This is a genomic window from Roseovarius sp. MBR-154, assembly GCF_053628595.1.
On sequence record NZ_JBRJGR010000014.1, the window covers coordinates 46342 to 63397 of the forward strand.

At 65.0% G+C, this 17056-nt stretch carries 20 protein-coding genes; 8 read left to right on the forward strand and 12 right to left on the reverse strand.

The window, feature by feature from the left end; genetic code table 11:
• The 9 genes from ACSSV4_RS15795 to iscR form a co-directional block, all read right to left on the reverse strand.
• Window positions 1–597 (reverse strand): Yip1 family protein, encoded by a 597-nt coding sequence (locus ACSSV4_RS15795; protein WP_454276054.1) that lies wholly within the window; start codon window positions 595–597, stop codon window positions 1–3.
• Window positions 594–1079 (reverse strand): YIP1 family protein, encoded by a 486-nt coding sequence (locus ACSSV4_RS15800; protein ID WP_454276055.1) that lies wholly within the window; start codon window positions 1077–1079, stop codon window positions 594–596. Before ACSSV4_RS15800 ends, ACSSV4_RS15795 begins: the two co-directional genes overlap by 4 nt.
• Entirely contained in the window at window positions 1079–2368 is a 1290-nt protein-coding gene (gene sufD / locus ACSSV4_RS15805) for a Fe-S cluster assembly protein SufD (RefSeq protein ID WP_454276056.1), read from the reverse strand. The genes ACSSV4_RS15800 and sufD overlap by 1 nt, the downstream gene beginning before the upstream one ends.
• On the reverse strand, window positions 2368–3123 hold the full coding sequence (gene sufC, locus ACSSV4_RS15810) for a Fe-S cluster assembly ATPase SufC (protein ID WP_454276057.1): 756 nt from the start codon (window positions 3121–3123) through the stop codon (window positions 2368–2370). The genes sufD and sufC overlap by 1 nt, the downstream gene beginning before the upstream one ends.
• A gap of 32 nt (window positions 3124–3155) precedes the next feature.
• Complete coding sequence (locus tag ACSSV4_RS15815) at window positions 3156–3761, reverse strand: hypothetical protein (protein WP_454276058.1); 606 nt, start codon at window positions 3759–3761, stop codon at window positions 3156–3158.
• 1 nt (window position 3762) lies between these two features.
• Window positions 3763–4071: a hypothetical protein gene (locus ACSSV4_RS15820; RefSeq protein WP_454276059.1), complete on the reverse strand. Its 309-nt coding sequence runs from the start codon at window positions 4069–4071 to the stop codon at window positions 3763–3765.
• Window positions 4071–5594, reverse strand: a complete 1524-nt coding sequence (sufB, locus tag ACSSV4_RS15825) for a Fe-S cluster assembly protein SufB (protein ID WP_454276060.1) — start codon at window positions 5592–5594, stop codon at window positions 4071–4073. The genes ACSSV4_RS15820 and sufB overlap by 1 nt, the downstream gene beginning before the upstream one ends.
• 18 nt (window positions 5595–5612) lie before the next feature.
• Entirely contained in the window at window positions 5613–6656 is a 1044-nt protein-coding gene (locus ACSSV4_RS15830; protein ID WP_454276061.1) for a cysteine desulfurase family protein, read from the reverse strand.
• Between the two features lie 68 nt (window positions 6657–6724).
• A complete protein-coding gene (gene iscR, locus ACSSV4_RS15835) occupies window positions 6725–7186 on the reverse strand; it encodes a Fe-S cluster assembly transcriptional regulator IscR (protein ID WP_454276062.1) in 462 nt (153 codons plus the stop codon).
• Between the two features lie 159 nt (window positions 7187–7345).
• Between iscR and ACSSV4_RS15840 the strand changes: the two genes are divergently transcribed.
• Together ACSSV4_RS15840 and ACSSV4_RS15845 are read left to right on the forward strand one after the other, a co-directional pair.
• A complete protein-coding gene (locus tag ACSSV4_RS15840; RefSeq protein ID WP_454276063.1) occupies window positions 7346–7999 on the forward strand; it encodes an alpha/beta hydrolase in 654 nt (217 codons plus the stop codon).
• A 10-nt stretch (window positions 8000–8009) separates the two neighbouring features.
• The gene (locus ACSSV4_RS15845) at window positions 8010–8261 is read left to right on the forward strand and encodes a hypothetical protein (protein ID WP_454276064.1); all 252 of its coding nucleotides are present in this window, start codon (window positions 8010–8012) and stop codon (window positions 8259–8261) included.
• 189 nt (window positions 8262–8450) lie between these two features.
• Here ACSSV4_RS15845 and ACSSV4_RS15850 read toward each other — a convergent pair whose 3' ends face one another.
• The gene (locus ACSSV4_RS15850; protein WP_454276065.1) at window positions 8451–9662 is read right to left on the reverse strand and encodes a pyridoxal-phosphate-dependent aminotransferase family protein; all 1212 of its coding nucleotides are present in this window, start codon (window positions 9660–9662) and stop codon (window positions 8451–8453) included.
• Window positions 9663–9803: 141 nt separating this feature from the next.
• Here ACSSV4_RS15850 and ACSSV4_RS15855 point away from each other — a divergent pair, with 141 nt between their 5' ends.
• Window positions 9804–10487 carry a fused DSP-PTPase phosphatase/NAD kinase-like protein gene (locus ACSSV4_RS15855; protein WP_454276066.1) on the forward strand — a complete coding sequence of 228 codons (684 nt, stop codon included), beginning with the start codon at window positions 9804–9806 and terminating at the stop codon, window positions 10485–10487.
• Between the two features lie 8 nt (window positions 10488–10495).
• Here the strand turns inward: ACSSV4_RS15855 and ACSSV4_RS15860 are convergent, their stop codons facing one another.
• Window positions 10496–11665 (reverse strand): FAD-dependent oxidoreductase, encoded by a 1170-nt coding sequence (locus tag ACSSV4_RS15860; protein WP_454276067.1) that lies wholly within the window; start codon window positions 11663–11665, stop codon window positions 10496–10498.
• A gap of 85 nt (window positions 11666–11750) precedes the next feature.
• Window positions 11751–12206, reverse strand: a complete 456-nt coding sequence (gene dksA / locus ACSSV4_RS15865) for an RNA polymerase-binding protein DksA (RefSeq protein ID WP_454276068.1) — start codon at window positions 12204–12206, stop codon at window positions 11751–11753.
• 159 nt (window positions 12207–12365) lie between these two features.
• Here dksA and ACSSV4_RS15870 point away from each other — a divergent pair, with 159 nt between their 5' ends.
• From ACSSV4_RS15870 to secG, 5 genes are all read left to right on the forward strand, one after another.
• Window positions 12366–13205, forward strand: coding sequence for an AAA family ATPase (locus tag ACSSV4_RS15870; protein WP_454276069.1), 840 nt, complete (start codon window positions 12366–12368; stop codon window positions 13203–13205).
• Window positions 13206–13379: 174 nt separating this feature from the next.
• Window positions 13380–14744 carry a DUF2927 domain-containing protein gene (locus tag ACSSV4_RS15875; RefSeq protein WP_454276070.1) on the forward strand — a complete coding sequence of 455 codons (1365 nt, stop codon included), beginning with the start codon at window positions 13380–13382 and terminating at the stop codon, window positions 14742–14744.
• 3 nt (window positions 14745–14747) lie between these two features.
• On the forward strand, window positions 14748–14915 hold the full coding sequence (locus tag ACSSV4_RS15880) for a hypothetical protein (protein ID WP_454276071.1): 168 nt from the start codon (window positions 14748–14750) through the stop codon (window positions 14913–14915).
• Window positions 14916–14920: 5 nt separating this feature from the next.
• Entirely contained in the window at window positions 14921–16105 is a 1185-nt protein-coding gene (locus ACSSV4_RS15885) for a vWA domain-containing protein (protein ID WP_454276072.1), read from the forward strand.
• Window positions 16106–16567: 462 nt separating this feature from the next.
• Window positions 16568–16927 carry a preprotein translocase subunit SecG gene (gene secG / locus ACSSV4_RS15890; RefSeq protein WP_454276073.1) on the forward strand — a complete coding sequence of 120 codons (360 nt, stop codon included), beginning with the start codon at window positions 16568–16570 and terminating at the stop codon, window positions 16925–16927.
• The last annotated feature ends 129 nt before the right edge of the window (window positions 16928–17056 follow it).

A 17056-nucleotide genomic window follows, 5' to 3' on the forward strand; every position in this document is an offset into this window, starting at 1 on the left:
TCAGCCCCCTCCCATCACGACGACACCGACGAGGCTGAGAAACGCACTCAGCCCGATCACCATCGCCACCAGCGACAAAAGGATCACCCCCGCCGCCTTGAACATGTTGCCGAACCGATGCGCGGCATCGACAAAGCTAATCAATATATAAATGCCCCATACCGCCGCGACCATCACCACCAGCGCGCCCAGAACCGGGGTCACGAATACCAGAACCAGCACCGCGAGTTGCACCATCAGTCGCAACACCTGCAACCACGTCAGCAGGACGAGTATATCGTTCATCGATCCGGGCGCACCGCCCAGACCCTGCCCCACGTAATGGAGCGCGATCACCGTGATCGCCAAGGCCCCGAACAGGAAAACCGCGAACAGGATCGGCGAGTGAAACGCGGGCGGCATCAGCGCCACCGACGGATCGGCAGGCGGGCTCAGTTGCAGCGACAGCGAATAGACGATGGAATTGAGGATCGACATCAGCGCAAGCGCCATCCACAACCACTGCCCCGGCAGCCGCATCCCGATCAGCGCGCGCGCCGCCTTCTGCGGCTGAAACAGCGTCTGCCGCACCAGATCCTTGACGTGATCGCTTGTCATGCGCTGCTCCATTCCGCCTCTCGCAGACCGGATAGCCAGAACCAGCCGAAAACACCACACCAGATCAGCCCGACTCCCTGCAACCCCGGCCCCGGCCCGATGAAACCGGCCACCAGCCCGTGCAGCAGGATCAGCGGGCTTGCCGCCAGAAATGCCCAGAAGAGCGCCAGCCGCGCGCCATACCCGGTGCCGCGCCCGCCGATCAGCCGCGCGATCCCGTGGCTGATCAGCGCAATCGCATAGAGCAGAAGCGGCGCGATAAACAGCCACGCCATCAGCGTGCCGCCCAGAAGCGGGTTGAGATCCTGCCCGGTCAGATGCGCCTCTCGCGCCAGACGCGGCCATTGCGCGACAAACACCACCATGCAGGCCGCAACCAGCATCACCAACGCGCGATCTTCGCGCTCGCCCATCTCCAGCAGGCGCCGCACCACCCGGCGCGGTCCGCGATAGGTGGCGACAATGTCGCGCGTGACCGGCATCAGCTGCGCCGCCGCTCCAGCCAGCCCGCCAGCCGCGTGGTGATCTCCTCGCGCAGGCCTTCGTCCTCGATCTCCTCGACCGCTTCGGCCAGGAAGGACAGCGTCAACAGATCCGTCGCAATCGGCTTGGGGATGCCACGCGAGCGCAGGTAATAGAGCGCATCCTCGTCGATCGCGCCCGAGGTAGAGCCATGCGAACAGACCACGTCATCGGCGTAGATCTCCAACTCCGGCTTGGCGAGGAACTGGCTGTCGTCGTCCAGCAGAAGCGCCTGGCTGATCTGGTAGCCATCGGTCTTCTGCGCGCCGGATTTCACCAGGATCTTGCCCTGAAACACGCCCGTCGCGCCGTTGCGCAGCACCTTCTTGAACACCTGCCGACTCTCGCAGCGCAGCGCGTCATGGGTGACGAACACCGTATCGTCGCCGTGGAAATCGCCGTCGCCCATGGCGGCACCCGCCACATGCGCGGTGGCATCATCGCCGCAGAACTCGATCACGCATTCATTGCGTGTCATCACGCCATTGGCGGTCATGGTAAAGGATTTGAACACGCTCTCCGCGCCCAGCCGGGCAAAGACATGCGTCGCCGCGCGCCGCTCGTGGTCGCGCCCCTGCGTGCGCACATGGTGGAAGGTGGCGCCGTCGCCAACCTCGACCTCCATCACCTTGTTGAACCGCGCCGCCGCCGGGCCGTTCTCCAGCACGGTCAGATCCGCGCCCGGATCGAGCTTGACAAGGTGATGCAAGATCGCATCGGAAGATATTGATTTATGGACATAAACCAGATTGATCGGCTTGGCTGCCTTGCCCGTGACATGGATCAGCATCCCGTCGCGTGCCAGCGCTGTGTTGAGCGCGGCCAGCGTGCGGGGCACCGGGCTCTGCCCGCGTTCCTCAAGCACCCCGTAAAGATCGCGCGCCCAGTGGATATCGCGCTGCCCGGCCTCGCTCAGCCGTTCTATCCGAACCGCCTCCAGCGCCAGATCGTCGCTGGCCTCCGGGTCGAACACGCCATCGACGAACACGAGGCGGAGCCGGTCCACGTCACCGAACATCTCCGGCTCGTCCGATGCGTCATGCAACGCGGCCTGCGGCGCGTCAGGTGCGGTCAGGCTGTCGGGCCGGGTGAATTTCCAGTACTCATGCCGCCGCTCGGGCAGGCCCATGGCCCGCACCCGCGCCAGCGCCGCCTCGCGCGCGGCGGTGATCCAGCCCGCCCCCTCGGGCAGGCTCACCCCCGCCAGACGCGCCTCGGTCACGCTCTGCCTTGCCTGCGGCACCGCCATCACGCCACCTCCGCTTTCAGGAATTCATAGCCGTTCTGCTCGACTTCGAGCGCCAGTTCCGGTCCGCCCGTTTTGATGATCCGCCCCTCGGACATGATATGCACCACGTCCGGCTTGATGTGATCCAGCAGGCGCTGATAATGCGTGATCACCAGAAACCCGCGCCCCTCGTCGCGCAGCGCGTTCACACCATCGGCCACCAGCTTCATCGCATCCACGTCGAGGCCCGAATCGGTCTCGTCGAGAATGCACATCTTGGGCTCCAGCATGGCCATCTGCAGGATCTCGTTGCGCTTCTTCTCACCGCCCGAAAAGCCCACATTCACCGGCCGCTTGAGCATATCGGCGTCGATTTTCAGCGTCTTGGCCTTCTCGCGCACAAGCTTGAGAAAATCTGTGGCGCTCATCTCCTCTTCGCCCCGCGCCTTGCGCTGCGCATTCACCGCCGTGCGCAGAAAGGTCATGTTGCCCACACCGGGAATCTCGACAGGATATTGAAACGCCAGAAACAGCCCCTCAGCCGCGCGCTCTTCCGGCTCGAGGTCGAGCAGATCCACACCATCGAGCGTGGCCGACCCCTGCGTAACCTTGTAGCCGTCACGCCCTGACAACACATAGCTCAGCGTCGATTTGCCAGAGCCGTTGGGCCCCATGATCGCATGCACCTTGCCGGCCTCGACGGTCAGGTCGACACCTTTCAGGATGGTCTTGTCCTCGTCTTCAAGATCGACGTGCAGGCTCTTGATATCCAACATTTTCTTATGTCCTTCCTAGTGTCCTCGCAGCGTCATGGCCGCTGCATCATCTCGATCGTCGTCAATAGCGTCTCGGGCCGCAGGGCCATGGGCATCACCTCGAATTCGGCCATTCGCCCGATCACCCGGCGCGGTGCTCCGATGTATTGCTCGATCCGGTGATACTGCTTGCGCGGCACATAGTCGTCAAACAGCAGCGTCACCGGCCGCGTCGTGCGCAGCGCCGCAGCCATCGCACAGCCGACACGAAACCGCCCATCGACCAGCACCACGTCGGGTTGCCTCAACGTGTCCAGATCCCAGACCGCCAGCGGATACTGCGCATAGCGAGACCAGCCGCTTTGGTCCGTCGGAAAGCCCCACGCTTTGGTCGGCCCTATATCGGACCAGATCACATCGACGCGGGTGCCGTCGGCGGGCGGGGATTGCGCGAACCAGTCGCGCATCATCTGCACCCAGTCATGATCGCTCTCGACCGAGACTACCGTCTTGCCCGGCATCTCGGCGGCCACCACTGTAGACCCGCCGGAACCGTATTCGAGGATCACCCCCGCCCCCGCGTAGATCTCGCGCAGATGGGCCGCCTCCGCCTCGGGCAGGGTCAACTCGGGCCGGGTGATCGCCTCCGCCTGACGCATCTCAGCCCTGCACACCGGCGCGTGCGCGATCAATCAGGCGCACCATCGCGATCGTCAGCACACTCCAGCACAGGAACAGCAAGAGCCCGACCATCAGTTCGACCGTTTCGGCCCGCCCCGCAGCGATGATCCCGTTCTGCACGCATTCGGCGACAATCTCGTCATGGCCAAGCGCCAGCAGGAAGATCGTGAAATGGCCCAGGATCAACAGGCCAAGCCGCCGCCCCTCCTGCCGCAGCGGCGGCGGAAAGCGCGTGAGCCACGCAATGGCAAGCCGCTTCGGGCCGTTGATGGCACCCTGCCCGGTCATCAGCCGACCGACCCTTCCAACGAGATCGCCACAAGCTGCTGCGCTTCCATGGCAAATTCCATCGGCAGGGCCTGCAACACGTCGCGGCAGAACCCGTTGACCACGAGGGCGACCGCTTCTTCCTCGTCCATCCCGCGCGAGCGGCAGTAGAACATCTGGTCGTCATCAACCTTGGAGGTGGTCGCCTCATGCTCCACGCGGCTCGAGTTGTTCTTGACCTCGATATAAGGCACCGTATGCGCCCCGCATGTATCGCCGATCAGCAGACTGTCGCATTGCGTGTAGTTACGCGAATTCTTGGCCTTGGGGTGCATCGACACCAGCCCGCGATAGGTGTTCTGCGCATGGCCCGCGCTGATCCCCTTGGAGACGATGCGCGAGCGGGTATTCTTGCCAAGATGGATCATCTTGGTGCCGGTATCGGCCTGCTGCCAGTTGTTGGCGATGGCGATGGAATAGAACTCGCCCTGGCTCTCGTCGCCGCGCAGGATGCAGGAGGGATATTTCCAGGTCACGGCAGAGCCAGTCTCGACCTGCGTCCACATGCATTTGGCGCGGTCGCCCCGGCAATCGGCGCGCTTGGTGACGAAATTGTAGATCCCCCCCTTGCCGTTCTCGTCGCCCGGATACCAATTCTGCACGGTGGAATATTTCACCTCGGCATCTTCCTCGATGATGATCTCGACCACGGCGGCATGCAATTGGCTCTCGTCGCGCTGCGGCGCGGTGCAGCCTTCAAGGTAGCTCACATACGACCCCTTGTCGGCGATGATCAGTGTCCGCTCGAACTGCCCGGTATTCTCGGCATTGATCCGGAAATAGGTGCTCAGCTCCATCGGGCAGCGCACACCCGGCGGCACATAGACGAACGACCCGTCGGAAAACACCGCCGAATTCAGCGTGGCATAGAAATTGTCCGAGACCGGCACGACGCTCCCGAGATATTTCTTCACCAGTTCGGGATGCTCCTTGATCGCCTCGGAGATCGAGCAGAAGATCACCCCGGCCTTGCGCAATTCGGCCTGAAAGGTGGTGCCGACAGACACCGAGTCGAACACCGCATCCACGGCCACCTTGCGGCCCTCGGCGGGCGCGTCCTCGGCCCCCTCGACCCCGGCAAGGATCATCTGCTCCTTCAGCGGAATTCCAAGCTTGGCATAGGTCTCCAGCAGCTTGGGATCGACATCATCCAGCGATTTGGGCTTCTCGGCCATGCTCTTCGGGCGCGCGTAGTAATATTGCGACTGAAAGTCGATCTTGGGGTAATCCACCATCGCCCAGTCAGGCTCTTTCTTCTCCAGCCAGCGGCGATAGGCGGCCAGCCGCCACTCGGTCATCCATTCGGGCTCTTCGTTCTTCGACGAGATCAGCCGCACGATGTCCTCGTTGAGGCCCAGTGGCGCGTAATCCATCTCGATATCGGTGTTCCAGCCGTGTTTGTAGGCACCACCCACCTGCCGCACCGCATCGACGGTCTCCTGATCGACGCCTTCCTTGACCTGGGTCTCGTCCAAAGCAACCATCGGCTTTCTCCCTTCCTCTCAGACCTTGCGGGCCTGATGTTTCGTCCAGCGCGTCAGCCAGCTCTCGGCAAAGCGCATGATCTCGTCTTCCGTCACATCCGGCCCCAGTGAGACACGGATCGCGCAACTGGCCTGCGCCTCGTCATAGCCCATGGCGCGCAACACCCGGCTCGCCCTGACCTTGCCGCTCGAACAGGCGCTGCCTGCGGATATGGCAAACCCGGCGAGGTCCATCGCCATCACCTGTGTCTCGCCCTTCCAGCCCGGCGTTATGAAACAACTCGTGTTGGTCAGGCGCGGCGCGGCTTTCCCGACAAAAATAGTCTCATTCGCGGTCGCTGCAATAGTTGATTCTAGAATGTTTCTAAGTTTTTCGACCCGGCCCCAGACCCCCACCGCCAGATCGCGCGCCGCCGCCTCGGCCGCCGCGCCGAACCCGGCGATACCGATGACATTCTCGGTGCCCGCGCGGCGGCCCATCTCCTGCCCGCCGCCGCGGATCTGCGCCGCCAGATCGGTGCCGCGCCGGATGACCATCGCGCCCACACCCTTCGGCCCGCCCAGCTTATGCGCCGAGACCAGCGCCATCTGCGCGCCCGACCAGTTGAAGGCCACCGGCAGCTTGCCAAAGCCCTGCGTCATGTCACTCACCGCCAGCCCCTCGGGCAGGTCCTGCATAACGCCGGTCTCGGAATTGGCCAGTTGCAGCACCGACTGCGCGGGGTCTTCCACCGTGACCCGTCCCGCCGCATCGACCGCCAGATCCTCGCTCACCCAGGCCCCGACCGCATCATGTTCGATCATTGCCCCGCTCAGGCCCCGCCCGGCACAGGCCAATGCGGCGCCCTCGGTGGCCCCCGAGGTAAAGATCACATCCGCCCCCTCGGCGCCGAACGCCGCCGCCACCTGTGCACGCGCCCGCTCGACCAGCGCCTTGGCCGCCCGCCCCTCGGCATGCACGCTCGACGGATTGCCGAGCAGGTCCATCGCACCGATCATCGCCACGCGCGCCTCCGTACGCAGCGGGGCCGTCGCATTGTAATCGAGGTAAACCCTGTCCATGCCTGCCGTTTCTTTATGGGTCAAATACTCCGGGGGTGTGGGGGCTGGCCCCCACCTGTCCCAAGGTCTCAGTCCTCGTCCACCACGGAGAAGAGATGCGGCACCGCCGGGCACGGCGCCAGCGAATTGCCCGCCACATCGCTCAGCCTTGTCTGATGCAGGAACACATAGACCTGCGCGCTCAGCCCCTCCCAGAGCCGGTTTGTCATGGACTGCGCCCGCGACCCGCTCGCGCCGCCCGAGGCCCCGGCCCCTTTGTGCAGCGCATCCACCGTCTCGTCGACCGCTGCCAGCACATCGGCGACGCGGATTTCCGTCGCGGGCCGCGCCAGACGATAACCGCCGCCCGGACCACGCACAGAGGTCACCAGTTCGGCCCGGCGCAGCTTGACGAAAAGCTGTTCGAGATAGGGCAACGAGATATCCTGCCGCCGCGACACCTCGCCCAGTGTCACCACCTCGCCATCGGGCTGCAGCGCGATATCGACAAGCGCCACCATCGCGTAACGCCCCTTGGTGCTGAGTTTCATGGGCCTCTCCCTTCGCGAACAGATTGACCTTGCGCGACGCAGGGCTTATCTCGCACTGAGCCAGTCCGGCGCTGACCGTAATTTAGAAATGTTCTAAGGTGGTCGAGCGAATTCGTCAAGATTTTCGCCACCGCACGCAACAAGGACAAAAGGGACCCTATGCCCGAGGTAATCTTTCCCGGCCCCGAAGGCCGTCTCGAAGGCCGCTACCATCCGCAAGCCGACAAGGACGCACCGATTGCCATCGTGCTGCACCCGCATCCACAATTCGGCGGCACGATGAACAACAAGGTCGTCTACAACCTGCATTATGCCTTCTACAACATGGGCTTCACCGTGCTGCGCTTCAACTTTCGCGGCGTCGGACGGTCTCAGGGCGAATACGATCAGGGCGTGGGCGAATTGTCGGATGCCGCCTCGGCGCTCGATTACCTGCAGTCCATGAACAACAATTCCAAGCACTGCTGGGTCGCGGGATTTTCCTTCGGGGCGTGGATCGGCATGCAGCTTCTGATGCGCCGCCCCGAGATCACCGGCTTCATTTCGGTCTCGCCCCCCGCCAACATGTATGATTTCAGCTTCCTTGCGCCCTGCCCGGCCTCGGGTCTGATCATCAACGGCAGCAATGATCGCGTGGCGCCTCCGGCGGATACCACGTCGCTGGTCGGCAAACTGCACGAACAGCAGGGCATCACCATCACCCATGAAGAGGTCGAAGGCGCCGACCACTTTTTCCGCGACCCTTACATGGACGGCATGATCGACACGGTCTCGACCTATGTCAAGCGCCGCCTGACCGAAACCACGCGCTAGGGGCTGTTGCATGGGGATCACCGAGGACCTCGCAGACGAGCTGGCCCGCGACGTGATCAAGGCGATCGAGGTCACCGGCAACGAGGATCTTGTCACCGATATCCAGAAGGTGCTCGGCGCCACCTCGCAAACCGCCGAAGAGGCGTTTCTCACGGCCCTGCGCGTGCGCCGCGCCAATATCAAGGCGCGGGCGCTGCTGGTGGACAAGATCAAGAAGTTCAAGGCCGACAAAGACGCCGCCGCACGAAAAGGCGGGGGCTGAACGGTCGTATAGGCGGCCGTTGCGGTTTCGGCCTTGAGCGGACCTTTCGTATCAACGAGATGAGCCGCCCGGTGGGCAACTGTGTTGTCAGGTGGGGGCCTTGAAGGGGGTCTGGTCGCGCAAGACAGCGTTGGCGACGGTGAGCAGCTTGCGGGCGACGGCGATGGCGATGAGCTTTCCCGTCGTTGCCTAATCGCCCGGCCCGGCATCACCGGCCACCACGCGCGCCGCCGCCTGCAGACCGCCCGTCCCGTGCGGGATATCGAGGGCGATCAAACCGGCCTCGATCGCGCCGAGCGCGCCGAGGATCATATGCGCGTTGACATGCCCCATGTGACCGATCCGGAAAAACCCGTGCCAGGCCGGGTCACCGGGCTCTGCCATGCCCAGACCGATGCCAAGCGTCACGCCGGCATTGTCCTGTACCCATTGCCGCAGACCCGAGCCATGCGGCGCGCCGATCCGAAGCGCGGTCACTGCCCGGCTGCGCAGATCCGGATCGGCGATGTTGAACTCCAGTGGGCCGGTTTCGCCCCACCTTTCGCAGGCCGCCCAGATCGCGCGGGCCAGCGTCTCGTGCCGGGTCCAGATCGCCTCGATCCCCTCGGCCCGAATGAGATCGAGCGCCGCGCGCAGGCCGAAAAGATGGTGGGTCGGTGCCGTGCCGCCGAAATACTGGTAGAACATTTGCGGATCGGCGCGGTTGGTCCAGTCCCAGTAGCGGCTGACCCGTTCCATCCCGCGCCGCGCCTTTGCCGCCTTGTCGGAAAAGAACACGAAAGCCATGCCCGGCGGCACCATCAGACCTTTCTGGCTGCCCGCCACCATCACATCGACGCCCCAGGCATCCATCTCGAAGCGGTCACAGGCCAACGAGGCGATGCAATCGGCCATCAGGAGCGCGGGATGCCCCACCGCGTCAAGCACCGCGCGCATCCCCGCGATATCGTTGCGCACCGAGGTGGAGGTATCGACATGAGTGGCCAGTACTGCCTTGATTTCACGTGCCTTGTCGGCGCGAAGCGCCTCTTCCAACCGGTTCAGATCGACCGGCGCGCGCTTGCCGAAATCGAGCATGTCCACGGCAATGCCCTGGCCCTCGGCCACCTCGCCCCAGCCATGCCCGAACCGGCCCGTCGCGGGGATCAGCACCCGCTCGCCGGGGGCGATCACATTGGCCAGTGCGGCCTCCCACGCGCCATGGCCGTTGGCGATATAGATCGCCACATGGCCCTCGCTGCGCGCCACGTAGCGCAGATCGGGGATGAGGCCCGCCGTCATCTCGATCAGGTCGCCCTCATAGATATTGGGGGCCGAGCGGTGCATCGCGCGCAGCACCTCCTCGGGCATGACGGAGGGGCCGGGAATGGCAAGATAGGGGCGGCCGCTGGCAAGGCTCATATGGGTCGGTCTCCTGTTCGGGTCGGCGCAGACCTTACGCCGTTGCCGGGCGGCGTCAATGCACCTGCCGCTTGTCATTCCGCCTGCACCTGCCTAGACCGGAGACGGCCCGCCACAGGAAAATGAAAGAGCCCCGAAGCCATGCGCCTTTTCAAACGGATCGCCGATTGGGAACGCAGGCAGCGGGCCTTTTACAACACCGATCTCTCGACCCCAGAGAATCGTCGCCGCGCGCGGGTCTACAACCTGTGGTTCGATCATGCGGCACTGCGCGGGGTCTGGAGCAATCACCATCCCGTCGCCCCCGGCGTCTACCGCTCGAACCAGCCCACCGATGCCCGGTTCGTCCGGCTCAAGGCCAGGGGCGTGCGTGGCATCCTCAACCTGCGCGGGGCCACCGGGGCGGCGCATTACCTCGTCGAAGAGGAAAGCTGCCGCCGCCTTGGCCTGCACCTCGTCAGTTGCCCGCTGCAAGCCCGCGCCCCGGCCCCGCGCGCGGATATCGAGGCGCTGATCCGCGCCTTCCGCGAGATCGAGCGGCCTTTCGTGATGCATTGCAAGTCGGGCGCGGATCGCGCCGGGCTGGCGGCGGCGATCTATCTTATGGTGATCGAGGGTCGCACCGTCCGTGATGCGCGCCGGATGCTGGGGGTGAAATACCTGCATTTCAGATGGTCGCATACCGGCATTCTCGATGTGATTCTCGATCACTACGAGGCGCGGCACAGGCAGACGGGGATCGGCTTTGAAGACTGGATCACCATGGAATACGATCCCGACGCGCTGCAAGCCGCCCATGCGCAGGGGCGCAGGCCCCCGCGATAGCCGCCCGCTTAGGCGGCGCGGGTCACGTCATGCCCGTAAAGCCAGTCGAACTGGCGCATCATCCGGTCCGGCGCGACGCGGCCCCCGGCGCGCAGCGCGGCATGCGCGGCCCATCGCAGCGGCGGGAAGGACAGGTGATATTTCCACGCATTGCGGCTCGCCGCCGCGACCACCCGCGCCGCGCGCCCCTCACGCCGGGCCTGATAGGCGGCAAGGGCGGCCTCGCGGTCCGGCTCTGCGGCCAATGCATCGCCCAGCACCCAGGCATCCTCGAGCGCCATGCTCGCGCCCTGCGCCATGAACGGCAAGGTCGGATGCGCCGCATCCCCCAGGAGCGCCAGCCCGTCGCGCTGCCAGACCTTCGCCACCGGATGCCGGAACAGCCCCCACAGATGCACCTCCTCGACCGCGCCCAGCATGGCGCGCACCTCCGGCCCGAAATCGCCGAACGCCGCGCGCAGCGCCAATGGGTCGTCGCGCTGGCTCCAGCTTTCCTCGGTCCAGGCGGCGCGCTCCTGCACGGCCACGAGATTGAGCAAGTCGCCGCCGCGCAGCGGATAGCTGACCACATGGCGCATCGGGCCCATATGGACCTGCGCCTCGGGGCCGCGCGCCCAGAGGTTCGGCACGATCGCCCGCCACGCCACCTGACGGGTAAAGAACGGCACCGCAGGGCTGTTGAGGGCGTGGCGCACCACCGAATGCAGACCATCGGCCCCGATCACCAGGTCGGCCTCGGTCTGTGCGCCGCTGGCCAGATGCACGCGCGGCTGCGGGCCGCCCTCGACCGCCGCGACCTTTTGCAGAAGGCGGAGGCGCACGCCCGCCGCGCGCGCGGCCTCGGCAAGCACCTCGATCAGATCGGCGCGGTGGGTGAAGTAGTAATCGCCGCTGTCGAGCGCCCCGAGATCGAGCCGCAGCACTTCGCCCCTTTGATAGTCGCGCAGGCTGACCGCACGCGCCTGCACCGCCCGGGCCCGCAATTCGGCGTCCAGCCCGAGGGCGCGCAGAACCGCAAAACCGTTGGGGCTGATCTGCAGGCCCGCGCCGACCTCGGATATCTCGGGGGCCTGTTCGAGCACGCTGACATCGGCCCCGCGCAGCGCCAGCGCCCGCGCCACGGCGAGACCGCCGATCCCGGCACCGATCACGCATATCCTGAGCGCATTGATCTGCATTCCGCCCCTTTCAAGACAAAACGCGCCGGAGAGTGATCCCCGGCGCATCATTGGCAAAACGTGTCGTCGCGGCGCTCCGGTGCCGTCACTCGTCGCGGTGAACCTTCTCGCGCCGCTCGTGACGCTCCTGCGCCTCGAGCGTCATCGTCGCGATCGGGCGCGCATCCAGCCGCTTGAGGCTGATCGGCTCGCCGGTCTTCTCGCAAAATCCGTATTCGCCCTGGTCGATCCGGCGCAGCGCGGCGTCGATCTTGGCGACCAGCTTGCGCTGACGGTCGCGGGTGCGCAATTCCAGCGCGCGGTCGGTTTCCTCGCTCGCGCGGTCGGCCACATCGGGGATCGCGCGGGTGCCATCCTGTAGCCCCTCAATTGTCTCGCGGCTTCCCTCCAGCAACTCCAGCCGCCACTTGATCAGCTTGCGGCGGAAATATTCGAGCTGGCGTTCGTTCATGAACGGTTCGTCTTCGGCCGGCTGGTAATCCTCGGGCAGAAAAACTTCGGCTTTCATCTCGATCCCCTCATCAAGGCCAGTGTCTGGCATCGTGAACTCCTCAGACAGTGGGTGCCCCATTGCCGGGTGATCTACACGCGCCTGCCCGGATTGTCACTAGTCAATCACATGCCATTGATGTGAATTGTCGAACCGACTAGTTTAGCTGCGACACCGCTGCGCGCGGTCCCGAAAAGGATTGATAAACCGATGAAATTCGAAGGCACCGATGCCTATGTCGCCACCGCTGACCTGACCGTTGCGGTCAATGCCGCGGTTACGCTGGAGCGCCCCTTGCTGGTCAAGGGAGAGCCCGGAACAGGCAAGACCGAACTGGCCCGGCAGGTGGCGCAGGCGCTCGGGCTGCGGCTGATCGAGTGGAACATCAAATCCACCACCCGCGCGCAGCAGGGGCTCTATGAATACGACGCCGTCAGTCGGCTGCGCGACAGCCAGCTGGGCGAGGAACGCGTGCATGACGTGCGCAACTACATCCGCCGTGGCAAGCTCTGGGAGGCGTTCGACGCAGATGAAAAGGTGGTGCTGCTGATCGACGAGATCGACAAGGCCGATATCGAGTTTCCCAACGATCTGCTGCAGGAACTCGACCGCATGGAATTCCATGTCTACGAGACCGGCGAGACGATCCGCGCCCGCCACCGCCCCGTCATCATCATCACTTCGAACAACGAAAAGGAACTGCCCGACGCCTTCCTGCGGCGCTGTTTCTTCCACTACATCCGCTTTCCCGAGGCCGACACCATGCGCCGCATCGTCGAGGTGCATCATCCCGGCATCAAGCAGGCGCTGCTCACCGCAGCACTCACCCAGTTCTACGAGATCCGCGATCAGCCGGGCCTGAAGAAAAAGCCCTCCACCTCCGAGGTGCTCGACTGGCTCAAGCTGCTTCTGGCCGAGGATCTGGCCCCCGAGGACCTGCGCCGCGACGGCGCGGATGCGCTGCCGAAACTGCACGGCGCGCTGCTCAAGAACGAGCAGGACGTGCATCTCTTCGAACGGCTCGCCTTCATGGCCCGACGGCAGCGCTGAGCGATGCGGATGCGGGCACGCCCCGGCCGCGCAGAGACGCAGCACCGCGGCGTTGACGCAGGCGCGCACGGCCACGATTTCGCCCCGGTCGCACCTTATGCAGGTCAGGATGGGCCGCAACCATCCAACCCAGCCCGCACACCGGTCGCGGGCCTTTCCAATCCGGGGGGCCTGATGCGCCGCACCATTCTTCCGATCTGCCTGCTGCTGGGGGCCTGCGCCCCCGGCGAGACTGGCCGCGATGCCGCCGCCACGCGCGCCGCGCCGCCGCAGGAAAGTGTGATGCCGCCCATGCGGGCCTTTTCCACGCCCAATCCGGCGCCGCCGCAACGCTCCAACCGCGACATTGCCCGCGACTTTCTCGATCTCGCCTTCGAGCTGGAATCAGGCCGCAGGCTGCCGCATTTCTCCCGGTTCGACGAACCGATCCTGCTGCGCGTGACCGGTGCGCCACCACCCTCGCTGATGGCCGATCTCGACCGGTTGCTGCACCGTCTGCGCAGCGAAGCGGGGATCGAGATCCGTCTGGTGCGCGACGCCACGGCGCATATCACGATCGAGGCCGTCACCCGCGACGATATCCGCCGCCATCTGCCCACGGCGGCCTGTTTCGTGGTGCCCAACATCTCGCGGCTCAGCCAGTATCGCTCCGCGCGCGGCACCGACTGGACCCGCATCACCCGGCGCGAAAGGATCGCGATCTTCGTACCCAACGACACCAGCCCGCAGGAGATCCGCGACTGCCTGCACGAGGAACTGGCACAGGCGCTCGGGCCGCTCAACGATCTCTACCGGCTCACCGACAGCGTGTTCAACGATGACAACGTGCATGCGGTGCTGACCGGCTTCGACATGCTGATCCTGCGCGCCTATTACGCGCCGGAATTGCGCTCGGGCATGACGCTTTCGCAGGTCGCGGAACGCCTGCCCGCCATCCTCAGCCGCCTCAACCCCGCGGGCGACCGGATCGAGCCGCGATATCCAGAGGCCACGCCACGCGCCTGGATCGAGGCGATCCAGACCGCGCTCGGCCCCGATATCCGTGGCCCCGCGCGCCGCACGGCGGCGCTCGACGCCCTGCGCATCGCGCAAGGGCTGGGCTGGACCGACCACCGCCGCGCCTTCAGCCATTTTGCCTTGGGCCGCATCGCGCAGGCCGACGATCCGGGCTTTGCCGAGGATCAGTTCCTGCGCGCCGACCAGTTCTATCAGCGCGTGCCGGGCACCGACCTGCACCGCGCCTTCACCGCCGCGCAACGGGCCGGTTACACGCTCGCACGCGGCGATGGCGCGACCGCGCTCGACCTGCTCAACCCGCATCTCGGCACCGCCGAGCGCCACGAGAACGCGGCCCTTCTGGCGACCATGCAGATGCTGCGCGCCGAGGCGCTCGAGCTCACCGGCCGCGTGTCCGAAGCACACGCCGTCAGGCTGGACAGCCTCGGCTGGGCGCGCTACGGCTATGGGGCGGATTGGGCGGTGCGCGCGAAACTGCGCGAAATCGGCGCTCTCAGCCCCCTCAAGGGATCGGACGGGTAGAACATGATCGTCATCATCGGAGCAGTCATGGGGACCATCGGCGGCGCGACCGTCGCCTATCGACGCAAGGGCAAGCTGGCCGACATCCTGCTTTATGCCTTCGTCTATGGGCTGATCTTCGGGCTGGCCGGTCTCTTCGCGACGCTGATCATCCACCGCAGCACCATCTGAGCGCGATGTTCCTGCCGTTCTTCGAAAACTTGCGCAAGGCGGGCCTGCCGGTTTCCATACGCGAATATCTTACCTTTCTGGAGGCGATGCGCGCCAATCTGGTGATCTACGATGTCGAGGGGTTCTATTACCTCGCGCGCAGCGCGATGGTGAAGGACGAGCGCCTGATCGACCGTTTCGACCGGGCCTTTTCCGCCAGTTTCTCGGGGCTGGACAGCATCACCATGCAGGATGTGCTCGACGCGGTGGACCTGCCCGCCGACTGGCTGGAGAAGATGGCCGAAAAGCACCTGAGCGCCGAGGAAAAGGCCGAGATCGAGGCGCTTGGCGGGTTTGACAAACTGATGGAGACGCTCAAGGAGCGGCTGCGCGAACAGGAAGGCCGCCATCAGGGCGGCTCGAAATGGATCGGCACTGCGGGCACCTCGCCCTTCGGGGCCTATGGCTACAACCCCGAAGGCGTGCGCATCGGTCAGGATGAGAGCCGCCACCGCCGCGCCGTCAAGGTCTGGGACAAGCGCGAGTTCCGCAATCTCGATGACAGCGTCGAGCTAGGCACGCGCAACATCAAGGTGGCGCTGAGACGCCTGCGGCAATGGGCTCGCGACGGCGCGCGGGAGGAGCTTGACCTCGACGGCACCATCCGCGCCACGGCGGAGCATGGTTATCTCGACGTGAAAACCCGGCCCGAGCGGCGCAACGCCGTCAAGGTGCTGCTGTTTCTCGACGTCGGCGGCTCGATGGACCCGCATATCAAGGTGGTGGAAGAACTCTTTTCGGCGGCACGCGCCGCGTTCAAGCATCTCGAATACTACTATTTCCACAACTGCCTCTATGAAGGGGTCTGGCGCGACAATGTCCGGCGCTGGGATGCGCAGACGCCGACATGGGAGGTGCTCAATACCTACGGTGCGGATTACAAATGCATCTTCGTGGGCGATGCCAGCATGAGCCCTTACGAGATCGCCTATCCGGGCGGGGCCAACGAGCATTGGAACGCCGAGGCCGGTCAGGTCTGGCTGGAACGGGCGCGTGCGCAATGGCCCGATCACCTCTGGATCAACCCGGTGCCGCGTCGCGAATGGGACTACACCCAGTCCATCGGCATGATCCGCGAGATCTTCGACGACCGGATGGTACCGATGACGCTTGAAGGGCTCGATCAGGGAATGCGCGCGCTGGTGCGCTAGGAACGCGCCGAACCCGGCACATGCGGTGCTGCCGGTGGGACTAGCGACATCAGTGGCCTGAAGTGGACCTTTAGTATGAACGAGATGAGCCGCGCGGTGCCCGACCGCCGGGTGGACGCAGCAACCTCGGTGGACCGCACTTTATGTCGGCCAAACACTCCCGCGTTTTCAATGGCTTGAAACGTTGCAAAAGCGCCCGCCCGGTGGTGCGGTCGGGCGCTGCGCGGCGGTGCCTCCGGCACCTTGATTCCGCGCATTGGCACCAAGGTTAAACGGCAGCTCCAGGCCAGTTTCTTCCGGTCGCGCGCCACCAATCCCGGCGGGATCGGGCTGCGGCTCTCGGCCCTTATTTCTGGGCTTGGCGTGGCGTAACCCCGCCGCCCTATATTGCCGGGTTGCGGGCAGCACCGGAATTGCATAGATACCGCCCAGACCGCGATCAAGTGATAGGCCCTGTGACCCATGGAAAACGTCGTCCTGACCATCCACCTGCTTCTGGCGCTCGCGCTGATCGGCGTGGTGCTGCTGCAACGCTCCGAGGGCGGCGGGCTTGGCATGGGTGGCGGTGGCGGTGCCATGACCGGCCGGGCCGCGGCAACCGCCTTGGGCAAGGCCACATGGATCCTCGCGGCTGCCTTCATCGTGACATCGCTCACCCTCACCATCATTGCGGCGCAGAAGTCGGCGGGCAGTTCGGTGCTCGACCGTCTTGGCGACCAGCCTGCCCCGACCGAGCAAAGCGCGCCCGGCCTGCCGGGCGATGGCTCGCTCCTGCCGCCGCCCTCGGGCGACAATGCACCGCTGACACCCACCGCCGACTGACCACAAACCATTGAGGAGTGCGCGGCCACCGCAACATGATCTTGCGGTCGGCTTGCGCATTCCTTTCGAATCCTCTATTGGTTAAATCCCGTGATGGATGGCCTTTTCAGGGCCATTCCGGGCTTTTGA

Excerpts from the sequence above, each read along its gene's own strand:
- ACSSV4_RS15795 (WP_454276054.1), bottom strand. The coding sequence starts at position 597 with ATGACAAGCGATCACGTCAAGGATCTGGTGCGGCAGACGCTGTTTCAG.
- ACSSV4_RS15800 (WP_454276055.1), bottom strand. The coding sequence starts at position 1,079 with ATGCCGGTCACGCGCGACATTGTCGCCACCTATCGCGGACCGCGCCGG.
- sufD (WP_454276056.1), bottom strand. The coding sequence starts at position 2,368 with ATGGCGGTGCCGCAGGCAAGGCAGAGCGTGACCGAGGCGCGTCTGGCG.
- sufC (WP_454276057.1), bottom strand. The coding sequence starts at position 3,123 with ATGTTGGATATCAAGAGCCTGCACGTCGATCTTGAAGACGAGGACAAG.
- ACSSV4_RS15815 (WP_454276058.1), bottom strand. The coding sequence starts at position 3,761 with ATGCGTCAGGCGGAGGCGATCACCCGGCCCGAGTTGACCCTGCCCGAG.
- ACSSV4_RS15820 (WP_454276059.1), bottom strand. The coding sequence starts at position 4,071 with ATGACCGGGCAGGGTGCCATCAACGGCCCGAAGCGGCTTGCCATTGCG.
- sufB (WP_454276060.1), bottom strand. The coding sequence starts at position 5,594 with ATGGTTGCTTTGGACGAGACCCAGGTCAAGGAAGGCGTCGATCAGGAG.
- ACSSV4_RS15830 (WP_454276061.1), bottom strand. The coding sequence starts at position 6,656 with ATGGACAGGGTTTACCTCGATTACAATGCGACGGCCCCGCTGCGTACG.
- iscR (WP_454276062.1), bottom strand. The coding sequence starts at position 7,186 with ATGAAACTCAGCACCAAGGGGCGTTACGCGATGGTGGCGCTTGTCGAT.
- ACSSV4_RS15840 (WP_454276063.1), top strand. The coding sequence starts at position 7,346 with ATGCCCGAGGTAATCTTTCCCGGCCCCGAAGGCCGTCTCGAAGGCCGC.
- ACSSV4_RS15845 (WP_454276064.1), top strand. The coding sequence starts at position 8,010 with ATGGGGATCACCGAGGACCTCGCAGACGAGCTGGCCCGCGACGTGATC.
- ACSSV4_RS15850 (WP_454276065.1), bottom strand. The coding sequence starts at position 9,662 with ATGAGCCTTGCCAGCGGCCGCCCCTATCTTGCCATTCCCGGCCCCTCC.
- ACSSV4_RS15855 (WP_454276066.1), top strand. The coding sequence starts at position 9,804 with ATGCGCCTTTTCAAACGGATCGCCGATTGGGAACGCAGGCAGCGGGCC.
- ACSSV4_RS15860 (WP_454276067.1), bottom strand. The coding sequence starts at position 11,665 with ATGCAGATCAATGCGCTCAGGATATGCGTGATCGGTGCCGGGATCGGC.
- dksA (WP_454276068.1), bottom strand. The coding sequence starts at position 12,206 with ATGCCAGACACTGGCCTTGATGAGGGGATCGAGATGAAAGCCGAAGTT.
- ACSSV4_RS15870 (WP_454276069.1), top strand. The coding sequence starts at position 12,366 with ATGAAATTCGAAGGCACCGATGCCTATGTCGCCACCGCTGACCTGACC.
- ACSSV4_RS15875 (WP_454276070.1), top strand. The coding sequence starts at position 13,380 with ATGCGCCGCACCATTCTTCCGATCTGCCTGCTGCTGGGGGCCTGCGCC.
- ACSSV4_RS15880 (WP_454276071.1), top strand. The coding sequence starts at position 14,748 with ATGATCGTCATCATCGGAGCAGTCATGGGGACCATCGGCGGCGCGACC.
- ACSSV4_RS15885 (WP_454276072.1), top strand. The coding sequence starts at position 14,921 with ATGTTCCTGCCGTTCTTCGAAAACTTGCGCAAGGCGGGCCTGCCGGTT.
- secG (WP_454276073.1), top strand. The coding sequence starts at position 16,568 with ATGGAAAACGTCGTCCTGACCATCCACCTGCTTCTGGCGCTCGCGCTG.